15 protein-coding genes are annotated in these 17,029 nt (G+C 71.1%); 6 read left to right on the plus strand and 9 right to left on the minus strand.

Features of this window, described 5'->3' with window-relative positions; all coding sequences use genetic code 11:
* Positions 1-75: 75 nt before the first annotated feature.
* Complete coding sequence (locus tag D5H75_RS02960) at positions 76-912, minus strand: NAD(P)H-binding protein (RefSeq protein WP_119924733.1); 837 nt, start codon at positions 910-912, stop codon at positions 76-78.
* An 80-nt stretch (positions 913-992) separates the two neighbouring features.
* Here D5H75_RS02960 and D5H75_RS02965 point away from each other — a divergent pair, with 80 nt between their 5' ends.
* On the plus strand, positions 993-1,427 hold the full coding sequence (locus D5H75_RS02965; protein ID WP_119924734.1) for a winged helix-turn-helix transcriptional regulator: 435 nt from the start codon (positions 993-995) through the stop codon (positions 1,425-1,427).
* Between the two features lie 150 nt (positions 1,428-1,577).
* Here D5H75_RS02965 and D5H75_RS02970 read toward each other — a convergent pair whose 3' ends face one another.
* A complete protein-coding gene (locus D5H75_RS02970; RefSeq protein WP_119924735.1) occupies positions 1,578-2,069 on the minus strand; it encodes a MarR family winged helix-turn-helix transcriptional regulator in 492 nt (163 codons plus the stop codon).
* 84 nt (positions 2,070-2,153) lie between these two features.
* On the opposite strand from D5H75_RS02970, the gene D5H75_RS02975 reads away from it, so the two are divergent.
* Positions 2,154-3,119 (plus strand): SDR family oxidoreductase, encoded by a 966-nt coding sequence (locus D5H75_RS02975; protein ID WP_119924736.1) that lies wholly within the window; start codon positions 2,154-2,156, stop codon positions 3,117-3,119.
* Between the two features lie 323 nt (positions 3,120-3,442).
* On the opposite strand, the gene D5H75_RS41220 is transcribed toward D5H75_RS02975, so the two are convergent.
* A complete protein-coding gene (locus D5H75_RS41220) occupies positions 3,443-3,589 on the minus strand; it encodes a hypothetical protein (protein WP_202637766.1) in 147 nt (48 codons plus the stop codon).
* Positions 3,590-3,656: 67 nt separating this feature from the next.
* Positions 3,657-4,811: an MFS transporter gene (locus D5H75_RS02985; RefSeq protein WP_119924737.1), complete on the minus strand. Its 1,155-nt coding sequence runs from the start codon at positions 4,809-4,811 to the stop codon at positions 3,657-3,659.
* A gap of 726 nt (positions 4,812-5,537) precedes the next feature.
* Between D5H75_RS02985 and D5H75_RS02990 the strand changes: the two genes are divergently transcribed.
* On the plus strand, positions 5,538-7,730 hold the full coding sequence (locus D5H75_RS02990; protein ID WP_119924738.1) for a GmrSD restriction endonuclease domain-containing protein: 2,193 nt from the start codon (positions 5,538-5,540) through the stop codon (positions 7,728-7,730).
* Positions 7,731-7,909: 179 nt separating this feature from the next.
* Here the strand turns inward: D5H75_RS02990 and D5H75_RS02995 are convergent, their stop codons facing one another.
* The 3 genes from D5H75_RS02995 to D5H75_RS03005 are packed head-to-tail and all read right to left on the minus strand — an operon-like array spanning position 7,910 to position 11,129.
* The gene (locus tag D5H75_RS02995) at positions 7,910-8,566 is read right to left on the minus strand and encodes a TetR/AcrR family transcriptional regulator (RefSeq protein ID WP_119924739.1); all 657 of its coding nucleotides are present in this window, start codon (positions 8,564-8,566) and stop codon (positions 7,910-7,912) included.
* A 9-nt stretch (positions 8,567-8,575) separates the two neighbouring features.
* Positions 8,576-10,291 (minus strand): bifunctional sugar phosphate isomerase/epimerase/4-hydroxyphenylpyruvate dioxygenase family protein, encoded by a 1,716-nt coding sequence (locus D5H75_RS03000; protein ID WP_119924740.1) that lies wholly within the window; start codon positions 10,289-10,291, stop codon positions 8,576-8,578.
* Positions 10,284-11,129, minus strand: a complete 846-nt coding sequence (locus D5H75_RS03005; protein WP_119924741.1) for a shikimate dehydrogenase — start codon at positions 11,127-11,129, stop codon at positions 10,284-10,286. The genes D5H75_RS03000 and D5H75_RS03005 overlap by 8 nt, the downstream gene beginning before the upstream one ends.
* A gap of 230 nt (positions 11,130-11,359) precedes the next feature.
* Here D5H75_RS03005 and D5H75_RS03010 point away from each other — a divergent pair, with 230 nt between their 5' ends.
* Positions 11,360-12,718: an MFS transporter gene (locus tag D5H75_RS03010; protein ID WP_119924742.1), complete on the plus strand. Its 1,359-nt coding sequence runs from the start codon at positions 11,360-11,362 to the stop codon at positions 12,716-12,718.
* A gap of 189 nt (positions 12,719-12,907) precedes the next feature.
* Positions 12,908-13,867: a C39 family peptidase gene (locus tag D5H75_RS03015; RefSeq protein ID WP_147425045.1), complete on the plus strand. Its 960-nt coding sequence runs from the start codon at positions 12,908-12,910 to the stop codon at positions 13,865-13,867.
* A gap of 141 nt (positions 13,868-14,008) precedes the next feature.
* On the opposite strand, the gene D5H75_RS03020 is transcribed toward D5H75_RS03015, so the two are convergent.
* Both D5H75_RS03020 and D5H75_RS03025 read right to left on the minus strand, forming a co-directional pair.
* The gene (locus D5H75_RS03020) at positions 14,009-15,079 is read right to left on the minus strand and encodes a class I mannose-6-phosphate isomerase (RefSeq protein WP_119924744.1); all 1,071 of its coding nucleotides are present in this window, start codon (positions 15,077-15,079) and stop codon (positions 14,009-14,011) included.
* Positions 15,076-15,915, minus strand: a complete 840-nt coding sequence (locus D5H75_RS03025) for an SDR family oxidoreductase (protein WP_202637768.1) — start codon at positions 15,913-15,915, stop codon at positions 15,076-15,078. The genes D5H75_RS03020 and D5H75_RS03025 overlap by 4 nt, the downstream gene beginning before the upstream one ends.
* A 388-nt stretch (positions 15,916-16,303) precedes the next feature.
* Between D5H75_RS03025 and D5H75_RS03030 the strand changes: the two genes are divergently transcribed.
* Positions 16,304-17,002 (plus strand): carbonic anhydrase, encoded by a 699-nt coding sequence (locus D5H75_RS03030; protein WP_119924745.1) that lies wholly within the window; start codon positions 16,304-16,306, stop codon positions 17,000-17,002.
* The last annotated feature ends 27 nt before the right edge of the window (positions 17,003-17,029 follow it).

A 17,029-nucleotide genomic window follows, 5' to 3' on the forward strand; every position in this document is an offset into this window, starting at 1 on the left:
CATCGTTCAGGCCCCCACGCGGAACGGCGGACGAGACGGCGTCAGGAGTCGCGTGGGGGCGGGAACGAGAAGGACCTACGCCACGGCGGCGGCGATCACGTCCAGCGCCGACCGCGGGGCCCGGCCGAGCAGATCGGCCAGGTCGCCGCCGGTCTCGGCCATGAAACCGGCCGCGATGACGGAGTAGGTGGAGACCACGATCGGGATCTGCCAGCCCGGGACACCGGCGGTGGTGAGCGCCTCGCGGAGCTGGGCCAGCGTGCCGGGCTCGTAGACGACGTCCTTTCCGGTGGCCTCGGCCACCGCGCGGGCGATGTCGGCGCCGCCGATGGCGTGCTCGCCGACCAGTTCGTAGATCTTGCCGCGGTGGCCGGCCGGCTCGGCCACGATCTTGGCGGTGACGTCGGCGAGGTCCTCCCGGGCCACCGCGGCCAGCCGCCCCTCCCCCAGCGGGCCCGTGAACCTGCCGGTGGCCGCGGCCTCGGCCGCACCCGGGATGCTCATCTCGGCGTAGATGCCGTTGCGCAGGATCGTCCAGTCCGTACGGCCGGCCATCAACCGGCGCTCCGTCCAGCGATGCGGAAGCGCGAACGCGAGGTGGTCCCCGGCCGCGGACAGACTCGTGTAGACGATGTGGCCGACCCCGGCCCGCTCCGCGGCGTCGATGGCGGCTCCATGGCGGGCGATGACCACGTCGTCCTCCGCGTATCCCGCCGAGATGAGCAACACCACCTCCGCGCCCTCGAACCCCTTCGCCAGACTCCCCGGGTCGTCGAAGTCGACAAGACGGGTCGGCACGTTCACCGACAGCCGATCCGGAGTCCTGCTTCCCGCCCACACGCCCTCGTTCTCGCTCAGGCGCTCCAGCACAAGGCTTCCCAGCCCACCCGACGCACCGGTCACAAGGATCATCGCCGCCCCCTCGATATGGTTCTCTTCGGTAACCGCACCATTGTCGGCCGCTGCCGGGCGGTGCGTAAGGAGGCACGTCAATGTCGGTGAGGCACACCGGGGTAACCACCGATCCCGTCATAGTCCGTGACGACGAACAGACGGCCTGCGGTGTCCGGGAGGTCCTGGACCGCATCGGCGACAAATGGACGGTGCTGGTGATCAACGAGCTGGCGCACGGCGTACGCCGCTTCCGGCGACTCCAGCGGGACGTCCCGGGCATCTCCCAGCGCATGCTGACCCTGACCCTCCGCCGCCTGGAACGCGATGGCCTGGTCGTGCGCACCGTCTATCCGACCGTCCCGGCCCGCGTCGAGTACGCGCTGACTCCCACCGGTCGCAGCCTCACATTCGTGCTGGAAGCCGTCGCCGACTGGGCGGCGGAGCACCGCCACACCGTGATCGAGTCCCGCGCCCGCTGGGACAGCGGGACAGGAGCGCCCGGTCCGGGCGCGGAGACGCAAGGACGCGCCTGAAAGGATCGTGAGCCGATCGCGGATGGGGAACGGCCGGCAGCGGTGCGATGCCGGTCCGGCCGCCGGTGCTCGGTGTGGTGACGGTGCCGCCGTGGCGACCGGGCATGCAGGCGGCGACGCCGCCGCGCGCGTACCGGGACGCGGTGGAGATCATTCCCCGGCGAGTTCTCTCGTGGCCTCGCGGCCCGCGTCTGTGACGCGCCGGAGGAAATCCGCGAGCAGTTCGAGCTCGGCCTCGCTGTAGTCGGCGCACAGGACGTCCATGCGCTTGTTCATCGGCGCGAAGAGCCGGAAGAGTTCGGCGTTGCGGTCACGGTTGGCCCGGACGGTCACGGCCCGGCGGTCAGCGGCTTCCGGGTCCCGCTCGCGCGTGATCCAGCCGGCGCGTTGCAGGCGGTCGAGGATTCCGGTGAGGGTAGCGGGATGCAGGCCGGCGCGGGCCGCGAGCGCGCTGGGGGTGAGCGGGCCGGACCTGTTGATCAGGTCCAAGCAGTCCCAGTCGACGTCTTTGAGCTCCACGGACGTCCCGAATCGTCGGTTGAGCAGCGACAACTGGATGTTCAGGTCGCGCAGCCCCTCCTTCACCGCGCTGGCCAGTCGTCGCCGCTGACGACCGTCGTCGCCATCTGATATGAGACTCATATTTTCTCGATTCCAAAACACATGCTACGCTTCCAATATGTTACGGAACTCATACTATCTGGCGGGCGACGCGAAGGGAAGATCATGATTCTCGTCACCGGAGCGACCGGCCTGGTCGGACGCCACCTGGTCGACCTGCTCCTCGCCGACGGCGTGCCGATCCGCGCGGTCACCCGCAATCCGGATGCCACCCTCCCCGAGGGAGTGGAAAGAGCGGTGGGCGACCCATCCCGCCCTGACACCCTCGCCGACGCCATGAAGGGCGTGCACGCCGTGTTCGTCCACCCGCGCGCCATGGGGCAGGGCCACGACCCGGACGTCGTCCGTGCGTCCACCGGCGAACTGCTCCGACTCGCCCAGCACTCCGGGGTGACCAAGGCCGTCGCCATGTCGGCCCTGAACGTGGACTATCCACTCGACCAGCAGCCGTCCCGACTGCGCGGCGAATACAACAAGGAGGTGGAAGCCGCGACCGAGGAGTCCGGCCTTCAGTGGACAGCGATCCGGCCCGGCTACTTCGCGACCAACACCGTCTCGTCCTGGGCCGCGCAGATTCGCCACGGCGACGTGGTACGCGGCGCATACGGCGATGCCGCATGGGCTCCCCTGCACGAGCGCGACATCGCGGCGGTGGCCGCACACGCCCTGCTGCATGACGATCTGGCCGGACAGAAACCCGTTCTCACCGGTCCAGAGATCATGACCCAGGGCGATATGGTCCGCGCGATCGGCAGGGCCATCGGCCGGCCGCTGCGTTTCGAAGAGGTCCCGCACGAGGTCGCCCGCGAGGCCATGGCCCGGGGAGGCCTCCCAGAGCCCCTCCTCGACGGCTACCTCAAGTTACAGGCCGACTCCTACCTGCAGGCAGGCCTGGTCTCCAAGGCGACGGAGAACATCCTCGGCCGCCCCGCGCTCACCTTCTCACAATGGGCCGCCGAGCAGGTCAGCGCCTTCTCCGCCGGACATGCCACAGCGCCTGACCTGAAACCCGGCCACCGTTCCCGACCCGACTCTCCTCGCAGGGCGGCAACCTCCCACCAGAAATCATGATCACACGCCGCCCGCTCCTGCCCAGACCCCGGCCTGCCAGGACGGGCGACGTGTTCGCTTTCGCCGCCGAGGATGTGACGGAGCACCTCGGCGCCGCCACGAACCGGTTGTTCCCCGCGCTGGGCGAGCCGTTCGTCACCGAGCCGATACTGACGCTCGTCTCCGACACCTCCCGGCCGGCACGACATGTTGATCGCGGCCTGCGATCCGGCCCGGTACGCCGGACCGGGCGTGGCAGCCTCCCGCCCCTTCGGCGCGGACGACCTGGACCGCGCGCTCGCGCTTCAGGATGCGGGCCGGGTTCCCCTATTGCGAGAGGGGGGTCAGCGGGACACGGGGGCGCGGGTGGCCGCCGGGGCGACCGGGCTGGACGGCGTCGCGCGGCGGCGGCTGGAGATGGGCGTTCCCACCTCGCCCGGCGACACGAACGCGGCCACCAGAGCGGCTACCAGGACGGACACAGCCCCCACGGCTTGATCATTCCAGTCACTGATAAGGAGCTCCACCCATCGTGGACGGCCCGCCCTGTCGGCGTCCTCATCGGGGCGTTGAACGTTCTGGACGACGGCCCCCACGCAGCAGCCGGCCGCCGGCGAGTAGAACCGCGCAGGACCCGGCGGTCAGCAGCCCGCCGGCGAGGAAGGTGCCCCGTACGTCGGCGAGCGGCAGGACCAGTGCGCCAAGCGCGGCACCCGCCGCGATGCCGGCGTTGTAGGCGCCGGAGTTCGCCGCGAGGGCGATGTCCGTACGGCCCGGCGCGCAGTGCAGCATCGCGTTCTGCGTGGCCATGAAGACCGGCCCGAGTGCACCGCCCATCAGCATCAGGAACACCACCGCCGCCACCTGATGGGCGCCGAACGCGTACAGGCCGAGCATGCCCACCGCCTGCGTGACCACGGCAGTGGTCAGCGCGGACCGCGGAAAGCGGTCCAGGAACGCCCCGGTGACGCTCACCCCGGCCAGACACGCCACACCGAAAACCACGAACAGGGCGCTGACCACGCTCGGGGAGAACCCGCTCACCTCGCCCAGGAACGTCACGATGTAGGTGTATCCCGTGAACGCCCCGGTGGCGGACAAGGCCCCGGCCGCCAGCACCGTCCCGAACCGCCGCGCGTCGGGACTGCTCGCGTACGCGGCGGGCTCTTCTTCCGGCCGCGAGGTCGGCAGCAGGGCCGCGATCGTCACCAGGGCGATGAGCCCCAGAGCCGCCAGCGTGGCGATGGGCACCCGCCAGTTGCTCTGCTGGCCGAGCCACGTCCCGGCGGGAACACCGAGCACGAGAGCGAGCGAACCGGCCACGGATAGCGCCCCGACCACCCGCCCCCGGACCTCGGGCACGAACAGACCCACCGCGACCGGTCCCATCACGGCCCAGAACAGCGCCTGGGCGAGCGCGGTCAGTAGCCGCGCCGCGAGGAGCAGCCAGTAGGAGGCGGCCAGCGCCGCGGCAAGACTCGACACCACGAGCGCGGCAAGCAGTCCCGTGAGCACGTAACGTCGGGGCACGGCCCGCACGACGTGGGCAAGCGGCACGGATGCGATGGCCACCGTCACGCCGTAACCGGTGACCAGCAGGCCGACCGCCGACAAGGACACCCGCAGGTCGTCGGAGATGAGCTCCAAAAGGCCGACCGGCAGGTTCTCCGCGGTGTTGAAGGTGAGAGCGGCCAGCATCAGTGCCCCGAGCACCGCCAGCCTGTGCCACGAAGCCGGTCGCGGCGCGATCGCACTGTCTCTTCCTGCCCTCGCGCGTTGTACCTGCCCAGCAGCACCATCCATGCGCATACCCCACCAGGGCATCACCCCCGGCGCAACCGGATTCAGACAGCTTCGCGATCTTGCGGCCCGTCTCCACCGCCCGTCCGCCACCCACGAAAGGCCGGATCGGCGTGCCGGGCGATGCTTTCCGCCGCACGGACCGTGACCGGCATCGCCGAATGAGCTGATCGATACACGCAAGATCAAAAGCTTGGGAACAGGCACCTGATGACGCCGGGGCGGCGGTACACCTGCGACTCGGACGTCGCTCTGCGCCGAGGCCGCCCGGTACGCCCGCCGGGTCGGCGTCGAGGCCATCGCCCGCCGTACACCGGCCCTGGCCGCGCGGCTGCGCGGACCTGCTGGCCGCGATCACCGTCGCCGCCCTGATCGTCCTGCCGGCCGGATCGATCAGGCCGCGCGCCCCCGCCCGCTCCCGTGATCAGCCAGGCGGTTCACGGGTGAGCTGCCCCGCCCAGGAATGGAGGACCGTCAGACAGGGCGCAAGCAACGCCCCCAGCAATACCAACGTCTGGTGGCAATACCAGCAGACCTCAGGCGGGTCTCGCAATAACTGCTCGCGCGTGGTAGGCAACAGGGAGTGTTGCTCATCCCAGGTGCGGTCCTTCTTCGAGGTATGCGGAAGGGACATGATCGATGGCCGGGGCAACGATCAACGGGCGGACCTTCACCCTCCAAGAGCTTTTCGATCAGGCCATCTACAGCATTGACAACTACCAGCGTGAGTATGCGTGGACGGACGAGGACGTCCGCATCCTCGTCAACGACCTGTGCGGCAAATTCGGTGAAGCGCGCCGAGATCCCCGGACCCGTCGAGGGATCCATCACGCGCATCCGTACTTCCTCGGCCCTTTCGTGTACTACGAGGAAGGGCACGGCGTCCGTTTCCTCGTGGACGGCCAGCAGCGGTTCACCACGCTGCATCTGATGTTCATGCACCTGCACCGGCAGGCTGTCGCGCTGGGTTATCGCAACGCCGTGGACAAGCTGGTGCCGGTCATCCGGAAAGCCCACGAGGGCCGATGGCGGTTCCGCATCGACATCGCCGAACGCCGTGATGCGCTGCAGGCGCTCTACGACGGGCGTGACTACGAGCCCGGGCTGGGTTCCTCCCTCTCATTGCGCAACCTCTGCGCCCGCAGCGCGGAGATGCGTGAACTCCTCGAGTCCCGGCTCGACGCGGAGGAGGTGTCCGACTTCATCGACTGGATGCTGACCCGGGTGCTGATGGTCGGCATCGAGGCCCCGACTCGCGCCAGCGGCTTCCACATCTTCGAGTCCATGAACGACAGGGGCTCCCGGCTGACCCCCGTCGACCTGCTCAAGAGCTATCTGCTGTCGTCCGTGGGGGAAAACCAGGAGGAGGAACTCAACGGGCAGTGGCGGACGATGCTCGCCGAGCTGACTCCCGGACGTGACGATCCCGGCGGCCCGAGCAGATTCCTCAAGGCGGCACTTATCGCGCACTATGCCCGGTTGGACGAAGGCTTCTCCGACGTCGAGGAAATCAACTCGTCTCTGCACCTGTGGGTCCGCAGGAACGCCAGGGGACACCTGTTCCTCCATGGGCCCGAGCGGTACTTCGAGTTCATGAAGGCGCTCATCGATCTGGCGAAGATCTACCGGACGTTCCAGTCGGCCACTCTGCGAATGGACCGGGAGCATGGTCTCGAAGCGATCTACTTCAACCATGCCAACGGTCTGACGAACCAAATGGCGTTCATCCTCGCCGCCATCCGGCCCGGGGAAATCCAGTCCGCGAAGGCGAAGGCCCGAGTCGTCGCCAACTTCATCGATCGCTGGTATGTCGTGCGCGTGCTGGCCGACGAACCGGCGCTGGACCGCGACCTCGACGAACTGATGTCCCGGATCATCCCGCAACTGCGCAAGTGCGAGCGGCTCGGGGACGTCGCCACCTTTCTCGCCTCCGAGATGCCGGGAGACGGGAACTTCCAGGCCGTCACCTCGTTCGGATTGCGCGGCAACAACTCGGCTCAGGTCCGCTATCTGCTCGCCCGCTTGACGGCATTCGCACAGACCGGATGGGGAGAGGAGGATCGCGCCGATGACTACATCGCGCCCGATCGGCGTTGGCAGATCGAACACATCTTCCCAAACCGACCAGAGCGCCACCCCGAGATTGGTGATCCCGTCGAGTTCCGGCTCCTGCGGAATCGGATCGCCGTGCTCGGACTGCTGAAGTCCAGCGTGAACGCGAGCCTGCAGGACACCCCGCTCGAACGCAAGATCGAGGTCTACCGAAGTGAGAACCTGCTTCTCCGCTGCCTTCACCCGACCTTCAGACAGAACAACAAGCCGATAAGGACCTTCATCCAGCAGTACGAGCTGGATTCCCATTTGCGCCCGCTGGGAGCAAGCGACCTGCGCGGCGCCGTCACCCTCCGGGGGGAACTTTACCGGCGGCTATGCGCGGCGGTATGGGACCTGCGGAGACTGGGTTTCCCAGCCGGTCCCGGCACCGCGTCGCGCACTGCCGTGACAGACCCATCCGCCATCGCCGTCGAGTCCAAACGGCCGCGCAGCCGTCCCACCGACGTACAACGCATGCTCCGTTCCGGAGTTCTGTCGGCGGGAACCACGCTGACCGGCTTGGTCGCCGACACCCAGGTCCAGGCCCATATCGAGGCGGATGGCTCCATCCGGTTGTCCACGGGCGACCTCTTCCGGAAGGCGGACGACGCGGGACGCGCGGTCACCGGTAAGCGCTGCGAGGGAATGAAGTTCTGGCACGTGACGATGCCCGACGGCAACCGCATCTCCCTGCGAGATCTGCGAAACCTATCCGCTGCCGGCCCCAAATCCAGCTGACCCTGCACGTCGTGCCAAGGCATGCATTCGCCACCTCGCGCCCTGCGGCAAAGCACCGTGCGGGCGTGGTTCTCCCACTCCTTCCACGCGGGCAACTTCTGGGAGCTGAGCATCCCCGTACGGCTCACGCGGGGGCCGACACCATCGCCTTCGCCTTCCGCTCGGGCGTCGTCGTCCGTTCAGGAAGGGGTGCTCGCGCCGCGTAGGTAGGCGACCGTCATCTCGCCGACCATGCGGCGCAGGCGGGAGCGGTGCTCGGGGGCGGTCATGTCGCGGTCGAACAGCGCGGCGAAGGTGTGCTGGTTGGACACGCGGAAGACGCAGAACGCGCTGATCATCATGTGGACGTCGATGGCGTCGGCCTCGGTGACGAAGTCGCCGCGGGCCTGGCCGGCCGCCAGGATGCGCCCGATGAGGTCGAGCACGGGGGTGCCGAGGTTGGCCAGCACCTCGGACTTGCGGATGTGCTCGGCCCGGTGGATGTTCTCGATCGCGACCAGCGTGATGAACTCGCGGTGCGCGTCGTGGTGGTCGAAGGTCAGCTCGGCCAGGGTCCGGATGGCCTCGACGGGGGCCAGGTGCTCCACGTCGACCAGCCGCTCGGCCTCGCGCACCTCGGCGTACGCCTTCTCCAGGACGGCGATGTAGAGCTGTTCCTTGCTCCCGAAGTAGTAGTAGATCATGCGCTTGGTCGTGCGCATCGACTCGGCGATCTCGTCCACCCGCGCCCCGGCGTATCCGCGCCGCGCGAACTCGCGCTGGGCGACCTCCAGGATCTCCGCCCTGGTGCGGTCGGCGTCGCGCTGCCGTTCGGGTACGGCGGGCCGGGGGGTCATCCGCCCATCCTAGTGAGCGCGCTGCGCGGCCAGCCGGATCGGCGCGTTCGCCGCCCCGTACCCCTGGTAGCCGCCGATCCGCTGCACGACCTCGATGAAGACGCGCCCGTGGGTGAGGGTGTAGAGCTGGAGGAACTCCCCGTCCTCGTCGCGGTCGTACAGCACGCCCAGCTCGCGCAGCTCGGGGTCGGCGCCGTGGCGCGCGGCCAGGTCGTCGTAGTAGTTGGCGGGGATCGGCAGCAGCAGGCCGGGGTGCTCGGCGCGCAGCCGGCGGGCGAGGGCGCGCAGGTCGTCGCAGGCCAGGGCGATGTGCTGGGCGGGCAGGCCCGCCCCACCCACCTGGGCGACGTTGAGCACCATCCGCACGCCGCCGGCCGGGCCCGTCATCGCCCTGCTGCGCAGCAGGCCGTAGGGGTCGGGCACCTCCAGGCTCTCCTGCGGGCGCAGCCGCAGGACGCTGCGGTAGAACAGCTCGGCCTCCTCGAAGTGGTGCCAGGGCTGGGTGAGCGCGATGTGGTCGATGTGGGTGATCGGCCCTGCGGGCGGGGCGGCGGGGGTGAAGTCCTCGCGCCGGCCGTACGGCTGGGCGGTGCGGCAGAAGAAGACCTGGGTGCCGTCGGGGGCGGTGACCGCGTGGATCGGGGCCTCGCCCGGCGCCCGCTCGCGGGGCAGGGGCGGCGCGATCAGCGACTCGGCGCGCCGCAGTGAGCCGGCCGGGTCGGGGGTCTCCAGCCCGATCGCGCCGAGCGCGGGGGCCTGGCCGGTGTGGTTGAGCACGATCCGGGCGCGTCCCTGCTCCCACAGCTCGGCGGGCTCGGTGCCGTGGGTTCCCGAGCGGGTGAAGCCGAGGGCGGCCAGGACCGCGCGGGGCCCGTCCAGGTCGGCCCCGGTGAGCTCGGCGAAGGCGAACCCGTCGGGCGCGGCGGCGGGGTGGGCCGCGCCCTCCAGCGCGATGAGGGAGCGCATGGCGTCCACGGCCGTACGGCGGGCGTCGGCCTGCCGGAAGTGGTCGTTGAACACCTCCAGGGACAGCGGCCCGCGGTATCCGGCGGCGAGCACGTGGGAGAGGAAGCCGGGCAGGTCGAAGCCGCCCTGGCCGGGGAAGCAGCGGTAGTGGCGGCTCCACTGGAGCACGTCCATGGCCAGGATCGGGGCGTCGGCGAGCTGCAGGAAGAAGATCTTGTCGGCGGGGATGGCCTCGACGCCGATCGGGTCGGGGCCTCGGGACAGGATGTGGAAGCTGTCCAGGCACACGCCCAGGGCCGGGTGGTCGGCCAGCCGCACGATGCGCCAGGAGTGCAGGTAGTCGTGCACGTGCCGGCCCCAGGCCAGCGCCTCGTAGGCGACGCGGATCCCGTGGCCCGCGGCGCGGTCGGCCAGGATGCGCAACTGCTCGGCGGCGAGCTCGTCGTCGTCCAGGGCGCGCGGGGAGACGTTGGAGCAGACCAGCAGCAGGCCGGCGCCGAGCCGTTCCATGACGCGGAACTTGTGCTCGGCGCGGCGCAGGTCCAGCTCCGGCATCGCCTCGAAGTCGCGGAAGGGCTGGTACATCTCGATGGACAGCCCGAGGTCGGCGGCGCGCCGCCGTACCTCCTCGGGCGGCAGCGGGCAGGTCAGCAGGTCGTTCTCGAAGATCTCCACGCCGTCGAAGCCGGCCGCGGCGATCGCGTCCAGCTTGTCGGTCAGGGTGCCGCTGACCGAGACCGTGGCGACGCACTTACGCATGGGACAGGTCCTTCAGGTGCGCGAGCATCCGCTCGGTGTCCGGGGTGAGGCCGGTGAACAGGCGGAACGCGTGCGCCGCCTGGAAGACGACCATGCCGCCGCCGTCCAGCGTCCGGCAGCCGGCGGCGCGGGCCCGCCGCAGGAGCTCGGTGTCCAGCGGCCGGTAGACGATGTCGGCCACCCACAGGCCGGGGCGCAGCAGGCCGGCGGGCACCGGCAGGCCGGGGTGCCCTTCCATGCCGACGGGGGTGGCGTTGACCAGGCCGTCCGCGCCGGGCAGCAGCCCGGGCAGGTCGCCGGGTACGGCGGGGCGCGCCCGGCCCGCGCCGAACCGGGCGGTCAGCTCGGCCGCGAGCCGGGCGGCGCGGCCGGCGTCCACGTCGGCCAGCGTGAGCGCGCCGGCGCCCAGGCCGAGCAGGGCGTGGGCGACGGCCGCGCCCGCGCCGCCCGCGCCGAGCTGGACGACCCGGCCGACGGGCGCGCCGGGCAGGCCGCGCGCGAAGGACTCGGCGAAGCCGGACCCGTCGGTGTTGTGGCCCACGGCCCGCTCCCCCGCGAAGACCACGGTGTTGACCGCGCCGAGCCGGGCGGCGTCCGGCGACAGCTCGTCCAGGTGGTCGATGACGGTCTGCTTGTGCGGGTGGGTGATGTTCAGCCCGTCGAAGCCCATCCGGCGGGCCGCGCGGAGCAGGTCGCCCACGTCCTCGCGCAGCACGGCGGTGTCCAGGAGCCGGTAGACGTAGGGCAGGCGGTGGTGGACGGCCTCGGCCTGGTGCAGGGCGGGGCTCAGCGAGGTCGCGATGCCGGAGCCGATCAGCCCGATCAGGTACGACTTCATCGTCCTCCTCAGGCCGGACCGCCGCGGGGCCACGGGGTGGGGACGGCCGGCGCCTGGCATCAATGTACGAACCAGTCCGTTATTTGGCTAGACGCCCCGGGTGGTTCCCGCGGGCCGGTTCCGGGTCTTGACACCGGCGGCCCGCCCGCTCACGATGGCCGCGAGTAATTAACTATCTAGTTCGTAACAACAGGCCCGGCGGGGGACGGCGCGGTCCGGAAGGAGCCACGGTGACCAACTCCCCCCAGTTCGCGGGCACGCCGCGCAAGGCGGCCGTCGCGGCGTGGATCGGCAGCGCCCTGGAGTACTACGACTTCTTCATCTACGGCAGCGCCGCCGCCCTGATCTTCTCCAGGGTCTTCTTCGACTCCTCCGACCCGGCCACCGCCACACTCCAGTCGCTGGCCAGCTTCGGGGTGGCCTACGCCGCGCGGCCGATCGGCGCGTTCTTCCTCGGCCACGTGGGCGACCGCTTCGGCCGCAAGAAGATCATGGTGTTCACGCTCGTCCTGATGGGCGTCTCGACGTTCCTCATCGGCTGCCTGCCCACCCGGGACCAGGTGGGGGACCTGGCCCCCGTGCTGCTGGTGATCCTGCGGGTGTTCCAGGGGCTGTCGGCGGCCGGCGAGCAGGCCGGCGCCAACTCCATGACGCTCGAACACGCCCCGGAGCACCGCCGCGGCTACTACACCAGCTTCACCCTGAACGGCACGCAGTTCGGCCAGATCCTCGCCACGCTCGTGTTCGTCCCCGTCGCCGCGCTCCCCGAGGAACACCTGCTGAGCTGGGGCTGGCGCGTGCCGTTCTGGCTCAGCGTGGCCGTGGCCGTGGCGGGCTGGATCATCCGCCGCAGGCTCGACGAGACCCCGGCGTTCGAGGCCGAGGCCGCCCGGGGCGCGGTGCCCCGCATGCCGCTGGCCGTGCTGTTCCGCGACCACTGGCGCGGCGTGCTGCGGGTCGTGTGCGCCGCCCTGATCGCCACGGTCAGCACGATCTTCACCGTCTGGGCGCTCAACTACGCCACCGGCGAGGCGATCGGCCTGGACAAGGCCACCATGCTGTGGGTCGGCACCGCGGCCAACGCCGTCGCCCTGGCGGCCATCCCGCTGTGGGCGGCCCTGTCGGACCGGATCGGCCGCAGGCCCGTCTTCCTCATCGGGGCCGTCGGCAGCCCCATCATGATCTTCGCGTACCTGGCGGCGATCAACACCGGGAGCTACCCGCTGATCTTCCTGGTCGGCGTCCTGACCCTGGGCGTGGTCTACAGCGCCTCCAACGGGGTCTGGCCCTCGCTGTACGGCGAGATGTTCAGCACGCGGGTGCGGCTGTCGGGGATGGCCATCGGCACCCAGATCGGGTTCGCCGTCGCCGGCTTCGCGGTCGCCTCCGCCGCCGGGATCGTCACGCCCGAGGGGTGGCTGGGCCTGCGAGGCTGGACCGGGGTGGCGATCTTCACCGGCATCCTCTGCGCCATCAGCGCGATCGCCGTCGCCACCGCCCGGGAGACCCACCGCGTCCCCACCGCCGATCTGGGCCTGCCCCGCCCGGCCCGGGGCACGGCCCCGCCCCAGGCCGTCTCCCCCGAGTGATCCCGCGTGATCCCGTGTGACCCCTCGGCGGCCCCCCGGTGACCCGCGGGTGACCCCCGGGTGAAGCCCTGCCCCCGCCGTACGGACGCCTCGCCGGCGGCCGGCCGGCGGGGGCGCGGTGATCTTTGACACCACTCCGTTAGGGGGTTACGGTCTTGACCGCAATCCCCTAGCGAAGGTGTCTCCCCCTTGACGAAACGTGTCGTGGCGTTGTTCTCCGCCCTCGCCCTGGCTCTCCTTCTCACCCCCGCGATTCCGGCCCAGGCCGCGATCTGGGGCGCCTACCCCGTCCCCGGCAACAGGACCTGCGCGCCGACCAGTCACTACAACGGGACGGCCTACCAGGCCTGCCTGGAGTTCAATTGGGCCCGGACCGAAGTGCGGGCCATCGCCTTCGTCAGCCCCGGGGCGTACACCAACTTCCAGGCCAACATGAAGCTCTGGTTCGGCGGCGGCGGGGTGAGCATCCCCATCTCGTGCCCGACCATGACCTCCAACGGCCCCCGCGCCTGCTGGTCGGCCTTCACCGCGCTGCGCCGGCCGTACGTGGTGCTCGACGCCCAGTTCGGGATCGCCGGCCGGTGGATGAACCCGCTGCGCGTGCTGGACATGCAGCTCTCGGCCAAGCACCAGGAGAAGTCGCACTGGTGCGGCCCCGGCGCGGTGCAGACGGCCATCGCCACGATGGGCAAGTCCGCTCCCGCCCAGTCGGTGCTGGCCGAGGCCATGGACACCGACCGGTTGGGCTTCACCATGCCGGACGCCATCAAGAAGGGGCTCAACCCGCCGCTGGGACCCGACGACTTCAGGTACAAGGACTACGACATCGCGTCCTCGGGGCTGCCCCGCGAGGTCGGGCTCAACATCATCGTGCGCTCGCTGTCCCGCGGCAAGCCGGTGATCGTCCTGGTCAAGCCGGGCCAGCTCCCCTGGTCCCCCAACGCCAACGGGGGCCTGCGGCACTACCTCGTGGTCCACGGGTACGGCGGGTACCAGGGCGGGGCCGACCACCTGCCGTGGGTGCCCGGGACGTTCAAGGTCTGGGACCCGGGCGCGGGCCGCGAGGAGACCCTGACCACCGACCAGATCTTCTTCGCCGCCCAGGGGTCCCTGCTCGACGGCAACATGTGGACCGTGGCCGCCGGCTGAGCGGTCCCGCCCGGCAGGGTGCCCGGGCGCGCGCCCGGGCACCCTGGCTCACGCCCGCGCCCGCGGCCGGCGACGTCCCGGGCTCGTCCGGTAGCCGCGGTCACCGGCTCGTCCGGGGCCGCGGTCGTGTCCCTCCGCGGGTCAGGGGCCGAGTCCCTCGCCGAGGGCGGCGATGGGCCCGGGGCCGTACCCGGCCTCGGCCAGCGGGGCGCGGACGTCGCGGTCCAGGTCGGGCAGGTAGCCCAGCAGGACGTCGGCCGGGCCGGCGATCTCGACCCGGCCGAGTACGGCGGGCAGGAGCAGGGTCTCGGCGCGGCCGAGTTCCCGCACCGCCTCCCCGCACGTCACGGTGACGGGGGCGCCGGCGTTGCTGAGGATCTGCGCGGTCTCGAACGTGTGCCGCAGGGGCGCGGCCGTACCGGCCCGCCACCGCTCCAGGGCGAAGTAGGGGCCGGCGCACAGGAAGACCCGCTCGACTCCGTCGTCGACCTGGATCCGCAGGCCGGGGCCGAAGTCGGGGCGGGGTTCGAGCTTGCACTCCCGCAGCAGCATCGCCAGGTTGGCGTGCCATTCGTCGTCCCCGACGGGCGAGCCGTCCTCCATGCGCCACCGCATCGCGTGCTGCTGGATGTCGGAGGTCTGCTCGATCTCGTAGACCAGCGTGGCGGGGCCGAAGCTGTGCAGGGTCCCGGCCGGGACGTAGATGGTCTCCCCCGCGCGCACCGGCAGCCGGCGCATCACGGCGTCGAAGTCCTGGGCGAGCAGCGCCTCGCGCAGCCGCTCGGCGGTCACCCCGGCCTTGAGCCCGCACAGCGCGGTCGCGCCGGGCGCGGCGTCCAGGATGTGCCAGGCCTCGGTCTTGCCGTTGGCCTGGCCTTCCAGGGCCTGGGCGGTGTGGTCGTCGGCGTGCAGGTGCACGGGCAGGGCGCCGGAGGCGTCGATGAACTTGGTCAGCACCGGGAAGCGGTCCCCCCGCCAGCCGCGGCCCATCAGCTCCTCGGGCGAGTCCTGGACCAGCCGCCGCAGGGACCGCCCGGCGAGGGGGCCGTCGAGGACCCTTCCGACGCTGCCGTCGACGTCGCTGACCTCCCAGGTCTCGGCGACGACCCGGTCGGGCAGGCCGCCGCGGCCCAGGCGGCGGGCGATGGCGTGGCCGCCGAACACCAGCGGCCTGACCTGCGCGCTCAGCCGCAGCGGGTACCACGCGGTCACAGGATCGGCTGCCCGCCGGTGACCGCCACCCGCGCGCCGGAGATGTAGGAGGCCTCGTCCGAGGCCAGCAGCACGTAGAGGGGGGCGAGCTCGGCGGGCTGGCCCGGCCGCCCCATCGGCACCTGCCGCCCGAAGCTCTTGACCTGCTCCTCCGGCATGGTCGCCGGGATGAGCGGCGTCCAGATCGGGCCCGGCGCGACGCTGTTGGCGCGGATCCCCTTGTCGGCCAGGAGCTGGGCCAGGGAGCCGACCATGTTCGCGATGCCGGCCTTGGTCACGTTGTACGGCAGGAGCTGCGGCGGCGGGGTGTCGGAGTTCACCGACGTCGTCCCGATGATGGCCGAACCCGGCGGCATGTGCGGCACCGCGGCCTTGGCCAGGTGGAAGAACGCCGACAGGTTGATCGCCAGCGTGCGGTCCCACTCCTCGTCGGGGATCTCCTCCAGCGACTGGTGGGTCATCTGGAACGCCGCGTTGCTGACCAGGATGTCGACGCGGCCGAACTCCCCGACCGCCTTGGCCACCACGGCCCGGCAGTGCGCGGGGTCGGCCAGGTCCCCGGGCACCAGCACCGCCCTGCGCCCGGCCCGCTCGACCCACTCCCTCGTCTCCTGGGCGTCCTCCTCCTCGTTCAGGTAGGAGATCAGCACGTCGGCGCCCTCGCGCGCGAACGCGATCGCCACCGCGCGCCCGATGCCGCTGTCCCCGCCGGTGATGATCGCCGCCTTGCCGTTCAGGCGCCCCGACCCCCGGTAGCTCTCCTCCCCGTGGTCGGGCCGCGGCTCCATCCGCCCCGTGGTGCCGGGCGGTCGCTGCTGCTGTGCGGGCTGCGTCATGAGGGCCTCCTGAACGGATCCAACGGCGAGCGAACCTGGTCCACTCGATCCCCGAAGCCGGGCGTGAGCACCACCCGGGCACCCTCCGGCACACCCGCCCCCTACCCCGCCACCCCCCGCCCACAGTGCCCCCACCCCCCTTTGACCACCAACAACCCCGATCAAGCCACCGACTTGACCTCCTCACACCGGCTCCTCCGAGCGTGGCGACGACCGCGAAGGAATGCGGGGTCTGAAATCCGCGTGGGCGGATGGGGGGAGCTGGGGGTTGGGGGGTTTTGGGGGTTGTTGGGCGGCTGGGCGGGTGGGGGAAAGATCCCTGTTTGACACTTTATGGGGCAGGGGGTTGCCGGTATTTGAGGGAGAAGAGGGTGTTACTTTGCCGGGCATGACTGATGATCAATTTGGTCGGCGTGCCCTGATTCGGGGGGCCGGGCTCGCGGCTGCCGGGGTGCTGGCCGGGGGCGGGGCGGCCTACGCGGACAGCGCCGCCGCGCCGTACGGCAAGCCGCCCCGCACTCCCCGGGCCGCGCTGGCGGCACTGGTGGAGGGGAACCGGCGGTGGGTGAGCGGGAAGGTGCGGCATCCGCACCAGGACCCGCAGAGGCGCCGCGAGGTCGCCACGAAGCAGGAGCCCTTCGCGGTCGTCGTGGACTGCATCGACTCGCGGGTGGGGCCTGAGCTGATCTTCGACGCGGGGCTGGGCGACCTCATGGTCGTCAGGACCGCCGCGCAGACGCTGGACCCCCTGGTCACGGGCGCAGTGGAGTACGGGCCCGCCGAACTGGACGTGCCGCTCATCGTGGTGCTCGGGCACCAGCGGTGCGGCGCCGTGACCGCGGCCGCCGAGGCGCTCCACCAGGGCAAGCGGCTGCCGGGGAACCTGCAGCGCATCGTCGAGGCGCTCCGCCCCGCCTACACGCGCTCGCACGGGAACGTCGAGCAGATGATCCGCGTCCACGCCAAGGACACCGCGGCCCGCCTCGCCGCCGACCCGCTGCTCGCCCCCCGTGTCGCCAAGGGGCGCCTCAAGGTCGTCGCCGGCTACTACGCCCTCGACACCGGCAAGGTCTCCCTCTTCACCTGAGACCCCCGGCCCGTACGGCTCCCGCCC

The organism is Bailinhaonella thermotolerans (genome assembly GCF_003594875.1).
In the GTDB taxonomy this organism is placed as follows: domain Bacteria; phylum Actinomycetota; class Actinomycetes; order Streptosporangiales; family Streptosporangiaceae; genus Bailinhaonella; species Bailinhaonella thermotolerans.

Coding starts and splice junctions, on each gene's coding strand:
- D5H75_RS02960 (WP_119924733.1), bottom strand. CDS start 912: ATGATCCTTGTGACCGGTGCGTCGGGTGGGCTGGGAAGCCTTGTGCTG.
- D5H75_RS02965 (WP_119924734.1), top strand. CDS start 993: ATGTCGGTGAGGCACACCGGGGTAACCACCGATCCCGTCATAGTCCGT.
- D5H75_RS02970 (WP_119924735.1), bottom strand. CDS start 2,069: ATGAGTCTCATATCAGATGGCGACGACGGTCGTCAGCGGCGACGACTG.
- D5H75_RS02975 (WP_119924736.1), top strand. CDS start 2,154: ATGATTCTCGTCACCGGAGCGACCGGCCTGGTCGGACGCCACCTGGTC.
- D5H75_RS02990 (WP_119924738.1), top strand. CDS start 5,538: ATGGCCGGGGCAACGATCAACGGGCGGACCTTCACCCTCCAAGAGCTT.
- D5H75_RS02995 (WP_119924739.1), bottom strand. CDS start 8,566: ATGACCCCCCGGCCCGCCGTACCCGAACGGCAGCGCGACGCCGACCGC.
- D5H75_RS03000 (WP_119924740.1), bottom strand. CDS start 10,291: ATGCGTAAGTGCGTCGCCACGGTCTCGGTCAGCGGCACCCTGACCGAC.
- D5H75_RS03005 (WP_119924741.1), bottom strand. CDS start 11,129: ATGAAGTCGTACCTGATCGGGCTGATCGGCTCCGGCATCGCGACCTCG.
- D5H75_RS03025 (WP_202637768.1), bottom strand. CDS start 15,915: ATGACGCAGCCCGCACAGCAGCAGCGACCGCCCGGCACCACGGGGCGG.
- D5H75_RS03030 (WP_119924745.1), top strand. CDS start 16,304: ATGACTGATGATCAATTTGGTCGGCGTGCCCTGATTCGGGGGGCCGGG.